The organism is Kosakonia sp. R1.Fl, assembly GCF_023516815.1.
Lineage (GTDB): Bacteria > Pseudomonadota > Gammaproteobacteria > Enterobacterales > Enterobacteriaceae > Kosakonia.
On the sequence record NZ_JAMGSQ010000001.1, the window covers coordinates 1,067,456 to 1,091,262 of the forward strand.

Sequence of the window (23,807 nt, forward strand, 5' to 3'; positions counted from 1 at the left end):
GTTAATGTCCACCTTACTCCGCTTCGCAGTACCAGCCCTCTTCCCGCCATACCAGACTGTGCGTAAGCGTTAATCCCTGAAGAAATGACGCATCATGAGACACCACCAGCATCGCGCCAGGAAATGTCGCGAGCGCCCCTTCAATCGCCTGCGTTGACGCCAGATCGAGGTGGTTCGTCGGCTCATCCAGCAGCAGCAACTGCGTGGCATCGCGCCGCCACAGTACGCACGCCAGCGCCGCTTTTAAACGCTCGCCGCCGCTCAGCGCCGCCATCGGTAACACCACTTTATCTGCCCCCAGTTGCAGTTGCGCCAGACGGGTGCGCAGCACGCCCTCCTCCATCGGCGTATCGCCAGAATTGAGATGTGCCAGCACCGATAACGAGAGATCGAGCTGCGATAAGTGCTGATCGAGGTACGCGCAGGTAACCGCGCGCTGGCACAGTCCGCCGCGGGGAGCCAGCTCACCGAGGATCACTTTCAGCAACGTCGATTTACCGCAACCATTCGGCCCGCGCACCGCTACGCGCATCGGGCCATCCATTCGCCAGTTAAGCGGAGGAAGCGCCACGTGCGGCAGCAGCACATCCTCCATCACCAGCACCTGCTTACCTTCAGGAAGATGGCTGCCAGGCAGCGTAAACAGTACCGGCATCTCCTCTTCCACCCGCTCGCGCGCCTGGTTAACGGCGATGTTAAGCGTGTCATTCTGGTCGCGGTGCTGCTTGCGCCAGCTATCGGGGCGCTCTTTCGCCGCGTTCTTGTATTTCACGCGTTCAAACGAGGCGATATTTAACGAATCGACTGTTCGCAGCGTCTGTGCCGAGCGCCGCTGGCTGGCATCATGCTCTTTTTGCATCCTGCTGCGGGTACGGCGGCGCTCGTTGACGGCGTGTTCAAGCATTGCCCGCGCGGCTTGCTGCTCCGCATCGCGCTGTCGCTGGTAGTCGTCATAATTGCCGCCATAACTGCGCAACCCGGCGGGTGTGAGTTCAAGAATGCGCGGCATCAGCGCCAGTAGCTCGCGATCGTGAGTCGCCACCAACGCACCGCCGTTTCGCTGCGCCAGCTGTGCGTAAAACCACTCGCGCCCCTGCCTGTCGAGGTGGTTGGTCGGTTCATCCAGCAGCAGATAATCCGCACTGGCGATAAACGCACTGCATAACAGTGCCCGCACACGCTCGCCACCGCTCAGCGTAATGGCAGGTCTATTCGGGTCGAAAGCGGGAAGTCTGGCGTCAGAAAAAGCCGCTGCCAGGCGTTCCGGCAGATCCCAGTAGCCTTCAAGTTTGTCGAGATCGTCGGGCTGGTAAGCGCCCTGTTCGACGCGCTCGCGGGCCGCGAAAATGTCTGTGTAACCCAGCAGTTCCGCAAGCGTGGTATGCGCGGAAACCGCGTGTTGCTGTGCAACATACGTATGCGTGCCGAAACGTTCAATATGCCCGCTGGCAGGTATGGCTAACCCGGCCAGCAGACGGAGTAATTGCGTTTTGCCCACGCCGTTACGCCCCACCAGGCCGCACAGTGACGGTTCAAGGGAGAGGGTAAGCGGGCCAAAAAGCGTCTCGCCCGTCGCAAACTGACAGGTGAGCTGATGCAAAATAAAAGCGGGGATCTGGGCGCAATGAGCCATAAGCACTCCTGAATGAAATCAATACATCCCCTGCTGACGCCTGCGCGTTTAGCAAGGATCCGAGTTCATCAGTCGTGTTTGTTCATTTTCAGAGGGCGCTCCGGTGAGACGAGAGGTTCGTCGCGGCAAAGAATAGCCGCATCATCTGCCCTCTTCAAGATTAAATTTTCACCATCTCGTCATAAAGAGGCTAATCATTTGCATGTTATTGCCGATGAATAGGGTGACTTAACTAAAAGTAGCAGGCCGCGCGTGTAAACCTGGAAGGGAATTTAACAAAGGAAAAAACGAAACAGCGCGTTATGTGAAACATAACGATGTTGAGACGTTAAGCCGCATTCATCAGGGAAGAGAGCCACCCCGGGCGCTGTGCATTGTCCTTTTCAGGCAATGAATCACCAGACGAGAATGAATGATGTCGAAATATATCCTGATTGTCGATGACAGCCGCCTGTCACGCATGATTTCACGCCAGTATGTGCTCAGCCTGCACAAGGACTGGAAAATCGACGAAGCCGGAACGGGCGAAGAGGCGATCGAACTGGCATCGGCGCACACACCTTTTGCGATCCTGCTGGATGTAAACATGCCGGGTATTGGAGGCATGGAAACCGCTTCGCGCATCCGCCAGACGCACCCTGGCACGCATATCATTCTGCTCACCGCCAACGTTCAGCACTCCATCCAAACCGCTGCGCAAGCGCTCGGCCTCGGCTTTCTGCCAAAACCGCTGAAAGAGCCGCAACTCCACGCGTTGTTGAACAGCCTGGAGGCACATCCATGAGTGAATTGCCGGATATCAGCGAAATTGAAACCGACAGCCTGATGGAGATTTTCAACATCGGTGTCGGCCAGGCCGCCGCCGCGATGAGCAATATCGTCAATGAAGAAGTGCGGATGTCGGTGCCTACGATCCGCTTTACGCCGCGCTCTGAAGCTGCTGACGAGCTGGGAGCGGGCATCTCATTATTCGGCATTAGCCAGCACTATCAGGGCGCGTATGCCACCGAAGCGATTTTGATGTTTCCTGAAGCCGCCAGTTTTGAAATTGTGCGCATGATGGTGGGTGACCTGATCCCCGCGCATGAGTTGGGCGAGATGGAACGCGAAGCGATGAGCGAAATTGGCAATATTGTGCTCAACGCCTGTGTCGGGACGCTGGCCAATATGTTCCAGAAAGAGCTGCAAGGTTCGCTGCCCGTCGTTCGCGTGGGCAGCAGCAAGCAGATCCTCAACCCGAATAAAGATGACAACGACCCGCTGGTGATGATGCTACGCATCGATTTTGCGCTTGAGCGCCAGCAGATTCAGGGATATCTCGCCTTTATCCTTGATATGTCCGCGCTGCGCGACTTACGCGAACAGATCCGGCTTTATATCAGCCGGGTAGAAACCGGCAGTGTTCCAGACGGAATGCATTGAAAATGAAAGATAAGTTGTTGTTTGATGCCTTTTCATCTTTAAGCCTCGGTGTGATCATTGTTGATGCACACTACCGTATCGCCCTGTGGAACGCGTGGTTAGAAACGCACACCGGCCGTGCGGCCTGCGACACGGTTGGTGAGGATTTTTTTAGCGTATTTCCCGACCTGGTGTATCACCGTGTCGGCGATGCGATTCGTCAGGCTATTGGCCACAATTTATCTGCCCTGCTTTCGCAATCTTTGCACCGTTCGCCCTTCCCACTCTACGCCGAACCGTCACGCCCTGGCGCGCGCCTGAGCCAGGCAGTCACCATTGTGCCGTTAGGCGATGCGGAACGTTATTGCCTGATTCAGATAGTCGATGTCACCGCCGCCGTGCGCCGCGAATCCTTACTGCGTGAACAGGCGCATGAGCTTTTATCGCAATCGCTATCCGATGGGCTTACCGGCGTGGGTAACCGCCGTTATTTCGACCTTTGCATTGAGCGTGAATGGCGCGCCAGCAAGCGCAATAACAAGCCGCTCTCGCTGCTGCTAATTGATGTGGATTACTTCAAACTTTATAACGACTGCAATGGTCACCAGCGCGGCGATGAGTGCTTACAGCAAATCGCCACCGCGATGCGCGGCGCGCTGAAAAACCCTGCCGATGTCCTGTTCCGTTACGGCGGCGAGGAGTTTTGCGCCCTGTTACCTGAAACCCGCTGTGCCGATGCCGTTGAACTCGCCGAGACACTCCGCACCAGCGTACAACTGCTGGATTTACCCCACGCCAGTTCCCCCGGTGGAATCGTCAGCGTCAGTATTGGCGTCGCCAGTCTTTGCCAGAAAAGCCACACCGAGTACGGGCAGCTTATCCAGAGCGCTGATAATGCGCTGTATGAAGCCAAGCGAGCAGGCCGTAACAACGTTCGCGTCAACGCCACGTTTACGCCGTTCGTTCCTTATCCCGGCGAGCAAAATACGCCGTAGCCCTGACGCCAGACATAAAAAAACCCGCCGCAGCGGGTTTTTTATTGCCATGACGATTACTGCAGCAGAGAGATATCCGCCACCTGCAGGAACAGTTCACGCAGTTTAGACAGCAATGTCAGACGGTTGATACGCACGTCTTTGTCGTCGGCATTCACCATCACGTTCTCAAAGAACTCATCCACCGGCTCGCGCAGCTGCGCCAGTTCGATTAATGCGTCCTGATAACGGCCTTCGGCAAAGTACGGCTGCAGCTTATCGCGCAGCACCACCAGGTTACCCGCCAGCTTAATTTCCGCCGCTTCTTTCAGCACCGAGGCGTGAACGATATCGTTCAGCGTCTCATCGGATTTCGCCAGGATATTGGAAACGCGCTTGTTCGCTGCCGCCAGCGCCGCCGCTTCGTCGAGCGTACGGAAGTGCGAAACCGCCTTCATACGCGCATCGAAATCTGCCGGTTTGGTCGGACGACGCGCCAGCACCGCCTGAATGGTATCCACGCTGTAGCCTTCGTCCTGATACCAGGCACGGAAACGACCCAGCATAAAGTCGATCACATCATCGACCACTTTCGCGTTGGTCAGCTTGTCGCCGTACAGACGCACCGCTTCTTCGGTCAGGGTTTGCAGATCCAGCGCCAGGTTCTTCTCAACGATAATACGCAGCACGCCCAGCGCCGCGCGGCGCAGTGCGAACGGGTCTTTATCGCCTTTCGGATGCTGGCCGATACCGAAGATCCCCGCGAGGGTGTCCATCTTATCGGCAATCGCCAGTGCGCAAGCGATCGGGTTTGACGGCAGTTCATCACCGGCAAAACGCGGCTGATACTGCTCGTTCAGCGCCACAGCAACATCTTCTGCTTCGCCGTCGTGACGCGCATAGTGCATGCCCATCACGCCCTGGGTGTCGGTGAATTCGAACACCATGTTGGTCATCAGGTCGCATTTGGAAAGCAGGCCCGCGCGCGTGGCGTGATTGACATCCGCGCCAATCTGCCCGGCAATCCAGCCCGCCAGCGCCTGAATACGATCGGTCTTGTCGCGCAGCGTACCTAGTTGTTGCTGGAAGAGCACAGTTTGCAGACGCGGCAGATGATCTTCGAGGCGTTTTTTACGGTCGGTATTGAAGAAGAACTCGGCATCCGCCAGACGCGGGCGCACCACTTTTTCGTTACCGGAGATAATCTGCTGCGGATCTTTCGATTCGATGTTAGCGACGAAGATAAAGTTCGGCAGCAGTTTGCCGTCATTGCCATACACCGGGAAGTACTTCTGGTCACCTTTCATGGTGTAAACCAGCGCTTCCGCCGGAACGGCGAGGAATTTCTCTTCGAACTTCGCGGTCAGCACCACCGGCCATTCCACCAGCGAGGTCACTTCTTCCAGCAGGCTGTCGCTCAGATCGGCATTGCCGCCAATCTTACGCGCCGCTTCTTCAGCATCCGCTTTGATTTTCGCTTTACGCGCGTCGTAATCGGCGATCACTTTGCCGCGCTCCAGCAGGATTTGCGGGTACTGATCGGCGTTATCGATGGTGAACTCCGGCTCGCCCATAAAGCGGTGGCCGCGAATCACGCGATCGGACTGAATACCCAGAATGGTTGCCGGAATAACGGTGTCGCCCAGCAGCAGCGTAACGGTATGAACCGGACGAACAAACGTCACATCCGACGCGCCCCAGCGCATCAGTTTCGGGATCGGCAGCTTGCCAAGCGAGTTAGCAATCATGTTCGGCAGCAGCGTTTCCACGCTTTCGCCTTTGACATGCGCACGATAGAGCAGCCATTCACCTTTGTCGGTGGTCAGACGCTCGGCCTGATCGACAGTGATGCCGCAACCTCGCGCCCAACCTTCAGCCGCTTTGCTCGGTTTGCCTTCCGCGTCAAACGCCTGGGCAATTGCCGGGCCGCGTTTTTCAACTTCGCGATCCGGCTGGGAAGCCGCCAGTTTCGCGACTTTTACCGCCAGACGGCGCGGCGCGGCGAACCACTGCACGTCGCCGTGGGTGACACCTGCCGCATCCAGCTCAGCGGTAACGTTGGCAGCGAAGGACTCGGCCAGGCTGCGCAGGGCTTTTGGTGGCAGCTCTTCGGTGCCGATTTCCACCAGGAAAGTTTTCTCAGACATGGCCGCCTCTTATTTATTTCTGTTACACATCGGGAAGCCAAGGGCTTCACGGGAAGCGTAATACGCTTCAGCCACTGCTTTGGTCAGCGTGCGGATGCGCAGAATATAGCGCTGACGTTCCGTCACGGAGATGGCTTTACGCGCATCCAGCAGGTTGAAGCTATGGGCGGCCTTCAGAATGCGCTCGTAGGCAGGCAGCGGCAGCGGGTTTTCCAGCGCCAGCAGCTGCTGCGCTTCTTTTTCATACTGCTCGAAGCAGGTGAACAGGAAGTCGACATCCGCGTATTCGAAGTTGTAAGTGGATTGCTCCACTTCGTTTTGATGGAACACGTCGCCGTAAGTGGTTTTACCCAGCGGGCCGTCGCTCCAGACCAGGTCGTAAACGCTGTCCACGCCCTGAATGTACATCGCCAGACGTTCCAGACCGTAGGTGATTTCACCGGTAACCGGTTTACACTCCAGACCGCCAACTTGCTGGAAGTAGGTAAACTGCGTCACTTCCATGCCGTTCAGCCACACTTCCCAGCCCAGACCCCAGGCACCCAGCGTCGGGTTTTCCCAGTTGTCTTCCACGAAACGAATATCGTGAATGGTCGGATCCATACCCAGCTCTTTCAGTGACCCGAGGTACAGCTCCTGAATGTTATCCGGAGACGGCTTAATCACCACCTGGAACTGATAATAGTGCTGTAAACGGTTCGGGTTTTCGCCATAGCGCCCATCGGTCGGACGGCGGGAAGGTTGCACATACGCGGTTGCCATCGGTTCTGGCCCCAGCGCGCGCAGGCTGGTCATTGGGTGCGATGTACCGGCGCCCACTTCCATGTCCAGAGGTTGAACAATGGTACAGCCCTGACGAGCCCAATAATCCTGTAAGGTCAGGATCAGACCCTGAAAGGTCCTGGTATCAAACTTTTGCATATTCTTTCGTGCTGGATACGTGTGGATTTAAAGGAAGCGCCCAGTATACCCGCTGGCTGCAAGATATACAGTACGAAACGGGTTTGTTTAAGGAAAATTGGGGAAAGCACGCGCCGTCGGGCGGGAATCTGGCGGTTTAGCGCATCGAAAGGTGTAAAAATTGGCCTTCCGCGTCAAAAGTGCAGACAAAGGCTTCCCGGCGCGGCGTCATGCCCCGCATTTCATAGCTGCCCTGAAATTGTTCAAAGCCAGTGACATCAATTTGCTGTACGCCAGTGTTGTAACGGCGAGCGGCGTTTTGTCTGCATAAATTTTCCATATCCAGCGAATGTTCGGGGCCAGGTCTGGCTTTTTGCGCTTGCTGCGCGGGAATATCTGCAGAGGCGCTGCAGCCAGCTAATAGCAGCACCAGCGCGGGGGCAATACACTTCATCATTTTTATCACTGCCTGCTCGCGGGCTGTTATTTTTAAAGGCGGGGAACGCAAATTTTGCAAATCTGCGCAAAACGCACAAGCAAGAGCGGTAAAACTCAGAATTATCTAATGAGATGGGCGGATAATCTTACAGTCTGAGGGAGTTGTCTTTAACGTGAACACAGAGGAACTGATGCAGTCGAAAATTTACTGGATAGATAATCTGCGAGGGATAGCCTGTTTAATGGTAGTGATGATCCATACCACTACCTGGTACATTACCAATCCTGCCAGCATCACCACTTTCGACTGGAATATCGCCAATATCCTCAACTCCGCTTCCCGCGTCAGCGTGCCGCTGTTTTTTATGATTTCCGGCTACCTCTTTTTTGGCGAACGCAGCGCACAGCCGCGCCACTTCTTGCGCATCGCGCTTTGTCTGGTGTTCTACAGCCTTATCGCCCTGCTCTATATCGTGCTGTTCACCTCGATTAACAGCGAGCTGTCGTTGAAAAACCTGCTGCAAAAACCGGTGTTTTATCACCTGTGGTTTTTCTTCGCCATTATCGTCATTTACCTGGTGTCGCCATTGATTCAGGTGAAAGCGCTCAGCGGCAAAATGTTGCTGGCATTAGTGGTGGTGATTGGCATTGTGGCCAACCCGAATACGGTGTCGCAGAAAATCGGCGGTTTTGAGTGGCTGCCGGTCAATCTTTATATTGGCGGGGATACGTTTTACTACATTCTGTACGGCATGCTGGGGCGCGCTATCGGCATGATGGAGACGCAAAAACGGGCATTAAGCTGGGCCTGTGCAGCCCTGTTTTTAGCCGCGGTGTTTGTGATTTCACGCGGTACGCTCAATGAGCTGAAATGGCGCGGCAATTTCGCCGATACCTGGTATCTCTACTGCGGGCCGATGGTCTTTCTGTGCGCCATTGCGCTGTTTACGCTCATCAAAAACACGCTGAATAGCCGCACGCTGCCGGGGCTAACGCTGATTTCTCACCATTCGCTGGGTATTTACGGTTTTCACGCGCTGATTATTCACGCCCTGCGCACGCGCGGCGTTGAAATCCACGCTTCACCGCTGCTCGATATCGTCTGGATTTTCACCGCCACGCTTCTGGCAAGCCTGGCGCTGTCGATGCTGGTGCAACGCCTCGACAAACGCCGTTTCGTCAGTTAATGGCACGCTGGCGCGCACGCTGTAGCTGGCGCGGTGAGGAGAACCCGGCGGCAAGCGCGGCCTGCTCGGTGCCACGCCCTTGCAACAGATACTGTTCGGCAATCACCAGCCGCAGCTGCTCCAGATAATCACGCACGCTGATCCCGAGATGTTGCTGGAACAGACGCGTTAAATGTCGAGGGCTGACGTGTGCCCGCTCGGCAATGTCGCTCAGTTGCCAGGCTTTTTGCGGCTCCGCCGTCAACGCATCTTGTGCGCGATGCACCGCCGGATGCAGGTGGTTACGATAGCGCAGCCACGGAGAAATTTGCGGATCTTCCCCGGAACGGCGGAACCAGACCACCATTTCCCGCGCTACCGCCAGCGCCGTCTCCGGCCCGCAAAAGCGGTTAATCAGATGCAGCGCCAGATCAATACCGGAGGTGATGCCCGCACTGGTCCAGATGCTGCGATCCTCAATGAAAATACGGTTCTCTTTGACCAGCGCCGCAGGCGCCACCGCGCGTAAACGGGCAATGACATCATGGTGAGTGGTGCACTGAATACCGTTCATCAGACCGGCCTTCGCCGCCAGCACCGCGCCGGAACAGACGCACATCAACGTAATGCTCTGGCTGTGGATCAGCGGTTGCAGGCGCATCAGCCAGTGCCGCACCGCGTTCGCCTGCGGCGTATCAAATAACCGTGAGGAATCTGACACACCTGGCAGCACCAGCAGGCTGCCTGCCGGCAAGGTATCCGGTAGCGGTGCAATATTGCCCATCGTCAGGCCAATCGAGGTCGACACACTCGCTTCCGGCCCAACGTAGTGCAGGCGAAAAGCGTTACCTGCCAGCGCGAAGGTTTCCGCCGGGCCGGTCATATCCAGCGCCAGAACGCCGGGCAACATCACAAACCAGACATCTGTGGTCATTACAGTTCCAGGATTTCGTGGACGGTTTTAATGGCAGCGAAGCGGCCTTCCAGCACGGTTTCAGTGCGGTGGCGCAGCGCGCTGCAATCCAGCGTAACCCCTTTATGCGTCATCGGGAAGGTCAGTGTCGCTTCGCTGACAAAGGTCACACGATACCCCAGATCCGATGCGACGCGCGCGGTGGTTTCACAGCACTGCTCGGTGCGAATACCGCAAATAATCAGATGGTTGATGTCGCGGCTGCGCAGCCAGTGATCGAGTCCGGTATCGGTAAACGCATTGTGCACATGCTTATAAAACGTTACGGCGGCGCGGTGTTGCAGGAAGGGCATCGGCGCGACAAAACCGCTCTCCTGCGAAAACGGCCCGCTGTCGGCGACATGAAAGATATCGACTACCGGTACGCCACGTGCTTCACAGCCAGCGATAAGCGTGGAGATGGCCTGCTGAAACGCGGCGAAATCCGTATCTTGCCAGTAGTCACGATGGAAAAAAGATTGCTGTGTGTCGATGTTAATCAGCGCGGTGCGGGACATTTCAGGACTCCTTGCTCAGTAGGGTTAACGCTATTGTGGCAAGGAGTTTTGCGCCTGCTAAGACCAAAAAAGGACAACATCAGGGTGATTCCAGCCCACCTGAATAGCGGGCAGGATAAGCAGGAAAAATCAGGACATCAGCGGCAGTAGCTGCTGATAGATACGGCGGAACGTTTCGCGGCGTGGCGCATAATGAGCATGTCGGGCAGCATCCGGCGCATGCTGTTGCTCAACCGGCAGTTGCGGCAACAGTGTCGCCAGAGGCGTTTGCGAATTGACGGCAATTTGCGCCAGCCGCGCCGCGCCAAGCGCTGGCCCCACATCGCCGCCGGTGCGGTAATCGAGCTGCAATCCGCTGATATCCGCCAGCATTTGTCGCCACCATGCGCTACGCGCACCACCACCGATAAGCGTAATGCTCTGCGGCGTGACGCCACAGGCGTGGACGACATCCATACCATCCGCCAGCGCGAAACCGACACCTTCCAGCACGGCGCGGGCAAGTTCTTCGCGGCCATGCTGATGCGTCAGACCAAAGAACACGCCTTTCGCCTGCGGGTTGTTATGCGGCGTACGCTCGCCGGAAAGGTAGGGTAAAAACCACAGATCCCCGGCGTTATCGTCCGCCTGTTGCGCGGCGTTAATCAGTGCCGGAACTGACTCCAGCCCCGTTAGCTTCGCCGCCCAGTCCAGGCACGACGCCGCGCTAAGCATCACCGACATCAAATGCCAGCGGCCAGGCAGCGCGTGACAAAAACTGTGTACCGCGCTTTCGGGCTTACTGAGGAACCCTTCGCTGACGGCAAAATAGACCCCGGATGTGCCCAGTGACAACATCGCCTGGCCTGCGTCTGCCATACCGACGCCGACAGCACCGGCGGCGTTATCTCCGCCGCCCGCGACAACCGGAACGACGGGCATCGCCCAGCGCCGGGCGATCTCGGGTAACAGTTCGCCGGTAATTTCGCTGCCTTCAAACAGCGCAGGCATATGCGCACGTGAAAGCGAGCAGGCAGCCAGCATGTCATCGCTCCAGTCGCGTTTCGCCACATCCAGCCACATGGTTCCCGCCGCGTCGGACATGTCGCTGGCGAATACGCCAGACATTTTCAAACGCAGAAAATCTTTAGGCAGCAAGACCTTCGCTACACGAGCAAATATTTCTGGCTCATGACGCTGCACCCACAAAAGTTTCGGCGCAGTAAAACCGGGCATCATCAGGTTGCCGGTAATCGCACGGGAATTTTTAACTTTTTCTTCCAGCAGCGCGCACTCTTCGCCACAACGACCGTCATTCCACAAAATAGCCGGACGCAATACCTGGTTATCTTTATCAAGCAGCGTTGCACCGTGCATCTGCCCGGCGAGGCCCATCGCTTTCACCTGCTGTAACGAATGCACCTCGCCCAATGCCAGAATGGCGCGGTCCGTCGCCTGCCACCACGCTTCGGGATCTTGCTCCGACCACAACGGGTGTGGTCGCGACACGCTGAGTTTTTCCGTATGCGAGGCCAGCACCTCGCCCTGCTCACCGAGCAGAATCGCCTTCACGCCAGAGGTGCCGAGATCGATCCCGATATACATAGTGACCACTCCTTTTTAGTGCGCCGCGTTATCAGCGGCGCAGAACGGTTTACTTATCAAACAGGTAGTAGTTAACCAGGTTTTCCAGTTGCTCCTGATGACCGCTCTGGTGGCGCGGCGCCAGGTTCTGCTGTTCAGCGTACTTCGCCAGCTCCGCGAGGCTAAGCTGCCCCTGCAAAATTTGCTGGCCCAGCTCACCATTCCAGCCCGCATAGCGTTTCGCCACGCGTTTATCCAGCTCGCCCTCTGCCACCATGCGAGCCGCCACTTTCAGCGCCAGCGCCATGGTGTCCATCGCGCCAATATGACCATAGAAAAGGTCGTATTTATCGGTACTCTGACGACGTACTTTGGCGTCAAAATTCAGGCCGCCGGTAGTGAAACCGCCCGCTTTGAGAATTTCATACATCACCAGCGCGTTCTCTTCGACGCTGTTCGGGAACTGGTCGGTATCCCAGCCGAGCTGCGGGTCGCCGCGGTTCGCATCCACTGAACCAAACAGCCCCAGCGCGATGGCCGTGGCGATTTCATGATGGAAGGAGTGACCGGCAAGCGTGGCGTGGTTGGCTTCGATGTTCAGTTTAATCTCTTTCTCCAGACCAAACTGTTTCAGGAACCCATAAACGGTAGCGGCGTCATAATCGTACTGGTGCTTGGTCGGTTCCTGCGGTTTTGGTTCGATAAGCAACGTGCCGCGAAAACCGATTTTGTGTTTGTGCTCCACCACCATATGCATGAAGCGGCCAATCTGTTCGCGCTCCTGGCGCAGATCGGTATTCAACAAGGTTTCATAACCCTCGCGACCGCCCCACAGCACGTAGTTTTCGCCACCAAGTTTGTGAGTGGCGTTCATGGCGGTCACCACCTGCGTCGCCGCCCAGCTGAATACTTCCGGGTCCGGGTTGGTCGCCGCGCCCGCACCATAGCGCGGGTTGGTAAAGCAGTTCGCCGTGCCCCATAACAGCTTCACGCCGCTCTGCTGCTGTTTTTCCGCCAGCACGTCCACCATCTGAGCAAAATTGTTCAGATACTCTTTCAGCGACGCGCCTTCCGGCGAAACGTCCACATCGTGGAAGCAGTAATAGGGCACATTGAGTTTATGAAAAAACTCAAACGCGACATCGGCTTTACGCTTCGCCATCGCGATGGCTTCGCCAGGCTGTTGCCATGGGCGATCGAAGGAGCCCACACCAAACATATCTGCGCCGTTCCAGCAGAAGGTGTGCCAGTAGCAGGCAGCAAAACGCAGGTGATCTTCCATGCGCTTACCGAGCACTAGCTCATCCGGATTGTAATGACGAAACGCTAAAGGATTCGTGGTTTTTGGACCTTCAAAACGAACCCGATCCAGCTGGTCGAAATAAGCTTGCATAATGAGCTCCATTGGCGAGTGTACAAATCTGACGTTAATACTGGATTCTCTCTCTGACTCGCTCAATTACGTTATTTCACACTGCTATTAAGAGAATGCACAAACGTGCGCTGGCTCGCAAAATAATGCTATCTGCCGCTGCGAGGCGCCTTCCTCTTTTTTATGCAAAATCGGTTTTGCTTTTTTTAAAATAAGATCGCGGTCATAAATCAGCAAATAAACCAAAAAACGTAATGCCCGGATAAAAATCTGTAATTGCCAGAGAAGAATTCTGCGTTAAGAATTTGCTCGTCTATAGCAGTGCATGTTTCTTTTATCTCGCCCTTCACCCTACAAAAGGTATCACTATTATGAAGATAAAGAACCTTTGCCTTACACTCTGCGCCTCCCTACTGCTGGCAAGCGCTTTCGGCCATGCCAAAGAGGTGAAAATCGGCATGGCGATTGACGATTTGCGCCTTGAACGCTGGCAAAAAGACCGCGATATCTTTGTGAAAAAAGCCGAGTCGCTCGGCGCTAACGTGTTTGTTCAATCCGCAAACGGAAATGAAGAAACGCAGATGTCGCAAATTGAAAATATGATCAACCGCGGTGTCGATGTGCTGGTTATTATTCCCTACAACGGCCAGGTATTAAGTAACGTAATAAAAGAAGCCAAACAGGAAGGAATTAAAGTTCTGGCTTATGACCGCATGATTAATAATGCCGACATCGATTTCTATATCTCTTTCGATAATGAAAAAGTCGGGGAATTACAGGCGCAAAGCCTGGTAAGCAAAGTCCCGCAGGGAAATTACTTTTTAATGGGCGGTTCGCCGGTTGATAATAACGCCAAGTTATTCCGCGCCGGTCAAATGAAAGTATTAAAACCCTATATCGATAGCGGGAAAATTAAAATTGTCGGCGATCAATGGGTCGATGGCTGGTTACCGGAAAACGCGCTGAAGATTATGGAAAACGCCCTCACCGCCAACAATAACAAAATTGATGCGGTGGTAGCTTCCAACGATGCGACCGCTGGCGGCGCAATTCAGGCGCTGAGCGCTCAAGGTCTGGCCGGCAAAGTGGCGATTTCGGGCCAGGATGCCGACCTCGCAGGCGTGAAACGGTTGATTAACGGCAGCCAGACCATGACGGTCTATAAGCCAATCACCCAACTGGCGAATACGGCTGCGGAAATCGCTGTCGAATTGGGTAACGGCAAAACGCCAAAAGCGGACGCTTCACTGAATAACGGCCTGAAAGATGTCCCTGCCCGCCTGTTGACGCCAATTGAAGTCACCAAAGACAACATCGACGCTACTGTCATCAAAGACGGCTTCCATCAGAAAAATCAGCTCTAAAACCGTCGGCGCGCCTGCGGGCGCGTCGGCTGCCATCTCTTTCAGGCGCTGTATATCAGCGAATGACGTGGAGCAGCCATGCCTTATTTACTTGAAATGAAAAATATCACCAAAACTTTTGGTGTCGTAAAGGCGATAGATAACGTCAGCCTGCACCTTAACGCGGGTGAGGTGCTCTCGCTGTGCGGTGAGAACGGTTCGGGTAAATCCACGCTGATGAAAGTGCTGTGTGGGATTTACCCGGCTGGCAGTTACGAGGGAGAAATCATTTTTGCGGGCGAAACCCTGCAAGCCAGCCATATCCGCGACACCGAGCGGAAAGGTATCGCCATCATTCACCAGGAGCTGGCGCTGGTGAAACATTTAACCGTGCTGGAAAACATTTTCCTCGGTACGGAAATCACCCGTCACGGTGTGATGGATTACGACCAAATGACACTGCGCTGCGAAAAATTGCTCAAACAGGTGAGCCTGTCGATTTCGCCAGATACCCGGGTGGGCGATTTAGGGCTCGGGCAACAGCAACTGGTCGAAATCGCCAAAGCGCTGAACAAACAAGTGCGGCTGCTTATCCTCGATGAACCCACCGCTTCGCTGACCGAGCAGGAAACCGCCGTGCTGCTGGATATCATCCGCGACCTGCGCAACCACGATATCGCCTGCGTTTACATTTCACACAAGCTGAATGAAGTCAAAGCGATTTCGGACACTATTTGCGTTATCCGTGATGGCAAGCATATCGGTACGCGTGATGCCGCCGGCATGAGCGAAGACGACATCATCACGATGATGGTAGGTCGCGAACTGACTGCGCTCTACCCCAATGAACCGCACGCGACAGGCGACGAGATCCTGCGCGTTGAGCACCTTACCGCCTGGCATCCGGTAAACCGCCATATCAAACGGGTGAACGATATTTCATTCAGCCTGAAGCGCGGCGAGATACTTGGCATCGCCGGGCTGGTCGGCGCGGGGCGAACCGAAGCGGTGCAGTGCCTGTTTGGCGTCTGGCCAGGGCGCTGGGAAGGGCAAATCTTCCTTGATGGCAAAGCGGTACAGATTCACAACTGCCAGCAGGCTATCGACTTTGGCATTGCCATGGTGCCGGAAGATCGCAAAAAAGACGGCATCGTGCCGGTGATGGCGGTGGGTAAGAACATCACGCTGGCGGCGCTTAACCAGTTTACCGGCGCGTTAAGCAGCCTGGACGACGCCGCCGAGCAGGCGTGCATTTTACAGTCGCTCCAGCGGCTAAAAGTGAAAACGTCTTCCCCGGAGCTGGCAATCGGCCGCCTGAGCGGGGGCAACCAGCAAAAGGCGATTCTCGCCCGCTGCCTGTTACTCAACCCGCGCATCCTGATCCTCGATGAACCTACGCGCGGTATCGATATCGGCGCGAAATACGAAATCTACAAACTGATTAACCAATTAGTGCAGCAGGGGATCGCCGTCATCGTTATCTCATCCGAGCTTCCCGAAGTGCTGGGATTAAGCGATCGGGTGCTGGTGATGCATGAAGGCAAGCTAAAAGCCGATCTCATCAATCGTAATCTGACCCAGGAGCAGGTCATGGAAGCGGCGCTGAGGAGCGAACATCATGTCGAAAAGCAACCCGTCTGAAATCAAGTTAACTACCGCCTCACCAGGGGCTTTTTCCGGGCTAAAGTCCCTTAATTTACAAATATTTGTGATGATTGCCGCCATTGTGGTGATTATGCTGTTTTTCACCGGCATGACTGATGGCGCCTACCTGAGCGCGCGTAATATCTCTAACCTGCTGCGCCAGACCGCCATCACCGGCATCCTGGCGGTGGGAATGGTGTTTGTCATTATATCCGCCGAAATTGACCTCTCCGTTGGCTCCATGATGGGGTTGCTCGGCGGTGCGGCGGCGATTTTCGATGTCTGGCTGGGCTGGCCGCTACCGCTGACCGTAGCGGTAACACTGGTGCTCGGCCTGCTGCTTGGCGCCTGGAACGGCTGGTGGGTGGCGTATCGCAAAGTCCCTTCATTTATCGTCACGCTGGCCGGGATGCTGGCTTTTCGCGGCGTGCTGATCGGCATTACTAACGGCACCACGGTTTCCCCCACCAGCGCGGCAATGTCGCAGATTGGCCAAAGCTATCTACCAGACGGCGTAGGTTTCGGCGTAGGCCTGCTGGGCCTGGTCGCTTTTGTACTCTGGCAGTGGCGCGGGCGTATGCGCCGCCAGACACTGGGGCTGGCAACGTCGCCCTCATCAACGGCGGTTGGACGTCAGGCAATTATCGCAGTTATCGTGCTGGGAGCCATTTGGCTGCTGAATGATTACCGGGGTGTCCCCACTCCGGTACTGCTGCTGGCGTTTTTACTGCTGGCGGGCATGTTTATGGCGACGCGCACCGCGTTTGGCCGCCGTATTTACGCTATTGGCGGCAACCTGGAAGCGGCACGGCTTTCCGGCATTAACGTCGAGCGCACCAAACTTGCGGTATTTGCCATTAACGGATTGATGGTGGCGATTGCCGGTTTGATCCTCAGTTCGCGCCTCGGGGCAGGCTCACCTTCCGCCGGAAACATCGCCGAACTGGACGCCATTGCCGCTTGTGTGATTGGCGGCACCAGCCTTGCAGGCGGTATTGGTAGCGTCGCGGGTGCGGTAATGGGCGCGTTTATTATGGCGTCGCTGGATAACGGCATGAGCATGATGGATGTGCCGACGTTCTGGCAATACATCGTCAAAGGGGCCATTTTGCTGCTGGCCGTGTGGATGGATTCCGCCACCAAACGGCGGGCCTGAAAGTTGTGAATTAAGGCGCGATCACACTGCCGGATCTTTTTTATTCATCAGTTTGATGAATATGATAATGAGATCGGATGGAAAGTCAGGAAGCAAACCAACATGTTTGAGAAGCGCCATCGCATCACGTTGTTATTTAATGCCAATAAAGCCTACGACCGCCAGGTTGTCGAAGGGGTCGGCGAGTATTTGCAAGCCTCGCAATCCGAGTGGGATATTTTCATTGAAGAGGATTTTCGCGCCCGCATTGAAAATATCAAAGAGTGGCTGGGCGATGGCGTGATCGCCGATTATGACGATCGGGACATTGAGCGTCTGCTGGCGGATGTCGACGTGCCAATTGTCGGCGTGGGCGGCTCTTATCACACACCGGAGCACTACCCGCCGGTGCATTACATCGCGACCGACAACTACGCGCTGGTGGAGAGCGCGTTTTTGCATCTGAAAGAGAAAGGCGTGCACCGTTTTGCGTTCTACGGCCTGCCGTCCTCCAGCGGCAAACGTTGGGCGGCAGAACGTGAGCACGCCTTCTGCCAGTTAGTGGCGCAAGAGAAGTACCGCGGCGTGGTTTACCAGGGGCTGACCACAGCGCCTGAGAACTGGCAACATGCGCAAAACCGGCTGGCGGACTGGCTGCAAACGCTGCCGCCGCAGACCGGCATTATCGCCGTGACCGACGCCCGCGCACGTCATGTTCTGCAAGTGTGTGACCATTTACATATTCCGGTGCCGGAAAAACTGTGCGTGATTGGCATCGATAACGAAGAACTCACCCGCTATCTCTCGCGCGTTGCGCTCTCTTCCGTGGCACAGGGAACCCGGCAAATGGGCTACCAGGCGGCGAAGCTGCTGCATCGTCTGCTGGATAACGAAACCATGCCGTTACAGCGGTTGCTGGTGCCACCGGTACGCGTGGTGGCGCGGCGCTCGACGGATTACCGCTCGCTGAACGACCCGGCGGTGATTCAGGCGATGCATTACATTCGCAATCACGCCTGTAAAGGCATCAAAGTGGATCAGGTGCTGGATGCCGTTGGCATCTCGCGTTCCAACCTGGAAAAGCGCTTTAAAGAAGAGGTCGGAGAGACGATTCACGCGGTAATTCATGCGGAGAAACTGGAAAAGGCGCGTAGCCTGTTGATATCAACGTCGCTCTCGATCAATGAAATCTCACAGATGTGCGGCTACCCGTCGCTGCAATATTTCTACTCGGTGTTTCGTAAAGAGTACGACAGCACACCAAAAGACTATCGCGACCGCTATAGCGAAATCCTTATCTAGCACAAAGAAAAACGCCTTCCGGCTGGAAGGCGTTTACAGAGCTGATATTACATATGGGCGGCGATTAACTGCTGATTGTCCTGATACATGGCAAATAGGTAGTTGTTGTAACTCTCGCCACGGGTTGAGTAGCCCTTCAGCTTGTGAATCATGTTGGTCGCCGTCACTTCCTGATCCGCTTTGCGCAGCTGCGCACGGGATTTACGGAATGACGCATAGGCCGTGTGCGTATTCAGGTTGGTGACGTAAGCATCCACCGATTCCTGCAGGGAGTTAAAGTGAGAGTAACCTTTCACTTTGCCAGCCCCGTTTTTACAGGCACCTTTCGCACATTTCATGCCAAACAGATTGTTGTTGGTACGCGCCAGTTTTGACGTGCCCCAACCACTTTCCGCTGCCGCCATAGTCGCAACCATGCTGTCCGGGATAATGTCTACACGCTCCAGCAGGGCGTTCCATGGAATACGACGCGTATTCCCGTTCCAGCTGATTTTGTAGCGTTGCGTAATATCCTTCAGACGCGTGCGCTCGGCAGGCGACCATTGGCTGTTGTACTGTTTTGACAGCAACCAGTTACGCTCGGCGGTAATCGCAGAGTTTTTGCTGGTGATATAAGGCATTACCGTCCGGAGAAACGCTTTTTTCCTTGGTGTTCCGGAAGGGTATTTTCGCAAATCAGGAAGTGAACTACTTTTTACACTATTGCGAGAATACTCTTGTTTACTGCTTGCCTGTTTTTTTACGCTTGCCTTAGTGACGTGGGCTTTGTGACTCGCTGTTTCTGTGTGCGTCTTCGCCAGCACCCCACCTGAAAATATCAAGGTGGAAAACATGAGTATCGTGGCCCCAAGTCGTCGCATGGGTATCGATATCATTAGGTCTCCTGGTCGGATATGAACATTCCAACACCTTCTTTTTTGCATGATTTTGAGAGCTGAATCTCAAATCATACCAAAAATAGCCTGCAAGAGCACGTACAGAAATAATCCAATTCTGAAATCATGTCACGAGGAAACTGCACACAAAACGGACAATCTCTTATAAATGTGGCGGTTATCGCAAATCCACATCAACGATATGTGCGCGATCGCTCACCCTGCGCCCTCCTCCCTGGCGATTACGACCAGGGAGGAGTTTCCCCGGTAAACAGAGTGGCAAACTGGGTAAAATCGCCATCACTGGGACATCCGATGAAACACTCCGCACTGTTACTGTTGTTGCTTCCCGGCATCGCTCTCGCCGACTGGTCCGCCGCTGGTTTTCCCCCTTTAACTGACGACGGCACCGGCCTCTGGCGCAGCCAGGCCGCGCTGAAAAAAGGCGAGCATCCAATCGCGTTACAGCAGGGTCAGCAGTGCTGGCAGCCCGCCAGCGACATCAAGCTGAACCAAATGCTTTCGTTGAAGCCTTGCAGTGGGCGCGCGCCGCAGTGGCGGATATTCCGTGATGGCGATTACCAGATACAACTCGATACCCGCTCCGGCACGCCAACATTGCTGCTAAGTGTCAAAAGCGAGGCCAGCGAAACGCCTGCCAAACTAGCGCGCCAGTGTCCGGTGCGTGACGATAAGCCGCTGACCGTGCCTGTTGGCAACACCTTCCCGGAAGGCAGCCTGGTACGCGATTTCTACAGCCAGCAAACCGCCACGGTACGCGACGGGAAAATCACCCTGCAGCCTGCACCGGAAAGTGACGGTCTTCTCCTGTTGGAAAAAGCGCAGACGCAGGGCGCAGCCCCCTTTCAGTGGCATAACGCCACGGTCTATTTTGTCCTTACCGACCGCTTTGTGAATGGTAATCCCGCCAATGACAACAGCTACGGGCGGCACAAAGATGGCATGCAAGAGATTGGCACCTTTCACGGCGGCGACCTGCAAGGGCTGACCAGCAAACTGGATTACTTACAACAACTTGGTGTTAACGCACTATGGATAAGTTCGCCGCTGGAGCAGATCCACGGCTGGGTTGGCGGCGGCACAAAAGGCGATTTCCCCCACTATGCCTACCACGGTTATTACACGCAGGACTGGACGCGCCTCGACGCCAACATGGGCAGCGAAGACGATCTGCGTAAGCTGGTTGATGAAGCACACCGACGCGGCATCCGCGTACTGTTTGACGTGGTAATGAATCACACCGGCTATGCGACGTTAGCCGATATGCAAACCTTCCAGTTCGGCGCGCTGTATTTGAAAGAAGAAGAACGCAAAAAGATCCTCGGCGAGCACTGGACTGACTGGCGTCCCGCCGCCGGGCAAAGCTGGCACAGCTTTAATGATTACATCAACTTTAGCGATAAAACCGCCTGGCAAAACTGGTGGGGTAAGAACTGGATCCGCACCGATATCGGCGATTATGACAACCCCGGTTTTGACGACCTCACCATGTCGCTGGCGTTTTTGCCGGATCTGAAAACCGAATCCACCACCCCTTCCGGTCTGCCGGTGTTTTATCGCCACAAACCGGATACGCGCGCGCGTGAAATCGCAGGGTTTACGCCGCGCGATTACCTCACCCATTGGCTCAGCGAATGGGTGCGCGAGTACGGCATTGACGGCTTTCGCGTTGATACTGCCAAACATGTCGAGCTGGCAGCCTGGCAACAATTAAAAACGCAGGCCACGGCGGCGCTCGCCGAATGGAAAAAGGCCAATCCGCAGAAAAAAATCGATGACGCCCCTTTCTGGATGACCGGCGAATCCTGGGGCCACGGTGTGATGCAGAGTGATTACTACCGCCATGGCTTTGATGCGATGATCAATTTTGACTATCAGCAACAGGCCGCCGACGCGGTATCGTGTCTGGCGAATATGGATACTGTCTGGCAACAGATGGCCGACAAACTGCAAGGCTTTAATGTGCTGAGCTATCTCTCCTCGCACGATACCCGCTTGTTCCGCGAGGGCGGCCAGCAAGCCGCAGAGCTTTTGCTGCTCGCCCCCGGCGCGGTGCAGATCTTTTACGGTGATGAAAGCGCGCGGCCGTTTGGCCCGACAGGATCGGATCCACTACAAGGGACGCGATCGGATATGAACTGGCAGGATCTTAACGGCAAAAGCGCCGCCAGTCTGCGGCACTGGCAAACATTGGGCCAATTCCGCGCGCGCCACCCGGCGCTGGGCATGGGAAAACAGACCACGCTTACGCTGTCGCAGGGCTACGGTTTTGTGCGTGAACAGGGTGATGACAAAGTGATGGTGGTCTGGGCGGGCGCGGCTCGCCACTGAGTCATAAAACAAATATCAGCACAATATATCGCTAAACTGCTATCGATAAGAATTAAGCGTGGAAAAGGCGCGCCGGCGGCGATTTGCACCTCGTCGTCCGGAGCGCTATGGTTAGCCACTTTGATCCGCAGCCCGACAGAGCAGTAGCGATGACATTTTCACTTTTCGGCGACAAATTTACCCGCCACGCAGGCATTACGCGCCTGATGGAGGATCTCAACGACGGTTTACGCACCCCTGGCGCTATCATGCTCGGCGGTGGTAACCCGGCACAAATCCCGGCGATGACCGATTACTTCCACAACCTGCTTGCAGACATGGTGGAAAACGGCAAAGCGACTGATGCGCTGTGCAATTATGACGGCCCGCAGGGTAAAACGGAGCTACTGACGGCGCTGGCAGGTATGCTGCGTGAAGAGTTAGGTTGGGATATTGAGCCACAGAATATTGCACTAACAAACGGCAGCCAGAGCGCGTTTTTCTACTTGTTCAACCTGTTTGCTGGCCGTCGCGCCGATGGAAGCACCAGAAAAGTGCTTTTCCCGCTGGCACCGGAGTACATCGGCTATGCCGATTCCGGGCTGGAAGAAGATCTGTTTGTCTCCGCGCGCCCCAATATTGAACTGCTGCCAGACGGGCAGTTTAAGTACCACGTCGATTTTGAACACCTGCATATTGGCGAAGAGACCGGCATGATCTGCGTCTCACGCCCGACCAACCCGACCGGCAACGTGATCACTGACGAAGAGCTGATGAAGCTGGATGTGCTGGCGAATCAGCACAACATTCCGCTAGTGATTGATAACGCTTACGGCGTCCCTTTCCCGGGCATTATCTTTAGCGAAGCGCGCCCGCTGTGGAACCCGAACATTATTCTGTGCATGAGCCTGTCAAAACTGGGCCTGCCGGGCAGCCGCTGCGGCATCATCATCGCCAGCGAAAAAATCATCTCCGCGATCCGCAATATGAACGGCATTATCAGTCTCGCGCCAGGCGGCATTGGCCCGGCGATGATGTGCGAAATGATTAAGCGCAAAGATTTGCTGCGCCTTTCTGAAGAGGTGATCAAACCGTTTTACTACCAGCGGGTACAGGAAACGATCACCACGCTGCGCCGCTATTTACCGGAAGAACGCTGCCTGATCCACAAACCGGAAGGGGCGATTTTCCTCTGGCTGTGGTTTAAAGACCTGCCAATCAGCACCGAGCTGCTGTATCAACGGCTGAAAAAACGCGGCGTGCTGATGGTGCCAGGCGACTACTTCTTCCCGGGTCTGGATAAACCCTGGCCACACACGCATCAGTGCATGCGCATGAACTATGTGCCGGAGCCGGAGCTTATCGAAGCGGGCGTGAAAATCCTCGCCGAAGAGATTGAGAAAGCATGGCAAGAAAACTAAAGCGAACACGCTGAATTAAGCCCTCTGTCGAGGGCTTTTTTATCACTAACGAAAACGGGTGCATCAGAACCGAGTTTGCTCTACCTGATGTCTGCGGATTTAACGCGCGCAGAACTGGCAGCAGCTTTTCTTTACGTTAGCGGGTTAATCACGGCTTTGCGCAATACGCACTGATTTGCTGCCTAAAGTCGCTGGCTTTGTAGCCGGTTCTCGCGAAGCTGTACCGGGTTTATGCAACGCAGCGCGTTGGTCGGGCAAGCGTCGACACAGGCCGGGCCGTTTTCGCGATGCTGGCAGAGATCGCACTTCAGCGCCTGCGCCCGGTTCTCAACGCGCATCACCTGCATGGCACCAAACGGGCAGGCAATCATGCAGCTTTTACAGCCGATACAGCGTGATTGCTCCACCAGCACCACACCGTTGGCCCGACCGATAGCGCCGACCGGGCAGACATTGGCGCAGGGTGCGTCTTCGCAATGATGACAAGTAACGGCAGTGGAGAAATCGCCTGTTTTCACCACGCGGATGCGTGCGGAAAAGGTCGCGGGTTTCACACCCGAGCAGTCCTGATTATCTTCATGCGACACCACACACGCCACTTCGCAGGTGCGACAGCCAATGCATTTGGCCGGATCAGCGATAATAAAACGGTTCATTCCCCACTCCACCAGGCACGAAAACGACAAGGGTGC

The 23,807-nt window shown here is 55.5% G+C and carries 20 protein-coding genes; 10 read left to right on the top strand and 10 right to left on the bottom strand.

The window, feature by feature from the left end; genetic code table 11:
- Positions 1 to 13: 13 nt before the first annotated feature.
- The gene (locus M8Q36_RS05040; protein WP_249880204.1) at positions 14 to 1,633 is read right to left on the bottom strand and encodes an ABC-F family ATP-binding cassette domain-containing protein; all 1,620 of its coding nucleotides are present in this window, start codon (positions 1,631 to 1,633) and stop codon (positions 14 to 16) included.
- Positions 1,634 to 2,045: 412 nt separating this feature from the next.
- Here M8Q36_RS05040 and M8Q36_RS05045 point away from each other — a divergent pair, with 412 nt between their 5' ends.
- The 3 genes from M8Q36_RS05045 to M8Q36_RS05055 are packed head-to-tail and all read left to right on the top strand — an operon-like array spanning position 2,046 to position 4,029.
- Positions 2,046 to 2,417, top strand: coding sequence for a response regulator (locus M8Q36_RS05045; protein WP_249880205.1), 372 nt, complete (start codon positions 2,046 to 2,048; stop codon positions 2,415 to 2,417).
- Positions 2,414 to 3,055, top strand: a complete 642-nt coding sequence (locus M8Q36_RS05050; RefSeq protein WP_249880206.1) for a chemotaxis protein CheC — start codon at positions 2,414 to 2,416, stop codon at positions 3,053 to 3,055. Before M8Q36_RS05045 ends, M8Q36_RS05050 begins: the two co-directional genes overlap by 4 nt.
- Before the next feature lie 2 nt (positions 3,056 to 3,057).
- Positions 3,058 to 4,029, top strand: coding sequence for a GGDEF domain-containing protein (locus M8Q36_RS05055; RefSeq protein WP_249880207.1), 972 nt, complete (start codon positions 3,058 to 3,060; stop codon positions 4,027 to 4,029).
- 56 nt (positions 4,030 to 4,085) lie between these two features.
- Here M8Q36_RS05055 and glyS read toward each other — a convergent pair whose 3' ends face one another.
- The 3 genes from glyS to M8Q36_RS05070 form a co-directional block, all read right to left on the bottom strand.
- The gene (gene glyS, locus M8Q36_RS05060; protein WP_020455703.1) at positions 4,086 to 6,155 is read right to left on the bottom strand and encodes a glycine--tRNA ligase subunit beta; all 2,070 of its coding nucleotides are present in this window, start codon (positions 6,153 to 6,155) and stop codon (positions 4,086 to 4,088) included.
- Positions 6,156 to 6,164: 9 nt separating this feature from the next.
- Positions 6,165 to 7,076, bottom strand: a complete 912-nt coding sequence (gene glyQ, locus M8Q36_RS05065) for a glycine--tRNA ligase subunit alpha (protein WP_020455704.1) — start codon at positions 7,074 to 7,076, stop codon at positions 6,165 to 6,167.
- Positions 7,077 to 7,212: 136 nt separating this feature from the next.
- Complete coding sequence (locus tag M8Q36_RS05070; protein WP_175273629.1) at positions 7,213 to 7,512, bottom strand: YsaB family lipoprotein; 300 nt, start codon at positions 7,510 to 7,512, stop codon at positions 7,213 to 7,215.
- 172 nt (positions 7,513 to 7,684) lie between these two features.
- Here M8Q36_RS05070 and M8Q36_RS05075 point away from each other — a divergent pair, with 172 nt between their 5' ends.
- Complete coding sequence (locus tag M8Q36_RS05075; RefSeq protein WP_249880208.1) at positions 7,685 to 8,680, top strand: acyltransferase; 996 nt, start codon at positions 7,685 to 7,687, stop codon at positions 8,678 to 8,680.
- On the opposite strand, the gene M8Q36_RS05080 is transcribed toward M8Q36_RS05075, so the two are convergent.
- The 4 genes from M8Q36_RS05080 to xylA all read right to left on the bottom strand — a co-directional run bounded on the left by M8Q36_RS05080 (position 8,673) and on the right by xylA (position 13,085).
- Complete coding sequence (locus M8Q36_RS05080) at positions 8,673 to 9,593, bottom strand: GlxA family transcriptional regulator (protein ID WP_249880209.1); 921 nt, start codon at positions 9,591 to 9,593, stop codon at positions 8,673 to 8,675. The two genes, M8Q36_RS05075 and M8Q36_RS05080, sit on opposite strands and share 8 nt — an antisense overlap.
- Positions 9,593 to 10,129 carry an isochorismatase family protein gene (locus M8Q36_RS05085; protein ID WP_249880210.1) on the bottom strand — a complete coding sequence of 179 codons (537 nt, stop codon included), beginning with the start codon at positions 10,127 to 10,129 and terminating at the stop codon, positions 9,593 to 9,595. Before M8Q36_RS05085 ends, M8Q36_RS05080 begins: the two co-directional genes overlap by 1 nt.
- Before the next feature lie 129 nt (positions 10,130 to 10,258).
- Positions 10,259 to 11,713, bottom strand: a complete 1,455-nt coding sequence (gene xylB, locus M8Q36_RS05090; RefSeq protein ID WP_249880211.1) for a xylulokinase — start codon at positions 11,711 to 11,713, stop codon at positions 10,259 to 10,261.
- Between the two features lie 49 nt (positions 11,714 to 11,762).
- Positions 11,763 to 13,085, bottom strand: a complete 1,323-nt coding sequence (xylA, locus tag M8Q36_RS05095; protein ID WP_249880212.1) for a xylose isomerase — start codon at positions 13,083 to 13,085, stop codon at positions 11,763 to 11,765.
- 350 nt (positions 13,086 to 13,435) lie between these two features.
- On the opposite strand from xylA, the gene xylF reads away from it, so the two are divergent.
- The 4 genes from xylF (at position 13,436) to xylR (ending at position 18,488) form a co-directional block, all read left to right on the top strand.
- Entirely contained in the window at positions 13,436 to 14,428 is a 993-nt protein-coding gene (gene xylF / locus M8Q36_RS05100) for a D-xylose ABC transporter substrate-binding protein (protein WP_020455712.1), read from the top strand.
- A gap of 78 nt (positions 14,429 to 14,506) precedes the next feature.
- Positions 14,507 to 16,048 (top strand): xylose ABC transporter ATP-binding protein, encoded by a 1,542-nt coding sequence (locus M8Q36_RS05105; protein ID WP_200551221.1) that lies wholly within the window; start codon positions 14,507 to 14,509, stop codon positions 16,046 to 16,048.
- Positions 16,026 to 17,207: a xylose ABC transporter permease XylH gene (gene xylH / locus M8Q36_RS05110; RefSeq protein ID WP_249880214.1), complete on the top strand. Its 1,182-nt coding sequence runs from the start codon at positions 16,026 to 16,028 to the stop codon at positions 17,205 to 17,207. Before M8Q36_RS05105 ends, xylH begins: the two co-directional genes overlap by 23 nt.
- Positions 17,208 to 17,309: 102 nt before the next feature.
- The gene (gene xylR, locus M8Q36_RS05115; RefSeq protein ID WP_045507552.1) at positions 17,310 to 18,488 is read left to right on the top strand and encodes a D-xylose utilization transcriptional activator XylR; all 1,179 of its coding nucleotides are present in this window, start codon (positions 17,310 to 17,312) and stop codon (positions 18,486 to 18,488) included.
- A gap of 47 nt (positions 18,489 to 18,535) precedes the next feature.
- Here the strand turns inward: xylR and M8Q36_RS05120 are convergent, their stop codons facing one another.
- On the bottom strand, positions 18,536 to 19,363 hold the full coding sequence (locus M8Q36_RS05120) for a protein bax (protein WP_249880215.1): 828 nt from the start codon (positions 19,361 to 19,363) through the stop codon (positions 18,536 to 18,538).
- A gap of 315 nt (positions 19,364 to 19,678) precedes the next feature.
- Here M8Q36_RS05120 and M8Q36_RS05125 point away from each other — a divergent pair, with 315 nt between their 5' ends.
- Both M8Q36_RS05125 and avtA read left to right on the top strand, forming a co-directional pair.
- Positions 19,679 to 21,715 carry an alpha-amylase gene (locus M8Q36_RS05125; protein ID WP_249880216.1) on the top strand — a complete coding sequence of 679 codons (2,037 nt, stop codon included), beginning with the start codon at positions 19,679 to 19,681 and terminating at the stop codon, positions 21,713 to 21,715.
- A 149-nt stretch (positions 21,716 to 21,864) separates the two neighbouring features.
- A complete protein-coding gene (avtA, locus tag M8Q36_RS05130) occupies positions 21,865 to 23,115 on the top strand; it encodes a valine--pyruvate transaminase (protein WP_349654608.1) in 1,251 nt (416 codons plus the stop codon).
- A 182-nt stretch (positions 23,116 to 23,297) separates the two neighbouring features.
- On the opposite strand, the gene M8Q36_RS05135 is transcribed toward avtA, so the two are convergent.
- Positions 23,298 to 23,771 carry a 4Fe-4S dicluster domain-containing protein gene (locus tag M8Q36_RS05135; protein ID WP_200551417.1) on the bottom strand — a complete coding sequence of 158 codons (474 nt, stop codon included), beginning with the start codon at positions 23,769 to 23,771 and terminating at the stop codon, positions 23,298 to 23,300.
- Positions 23,772 to 23,807 lie beyond the last annotated feature (36 nt).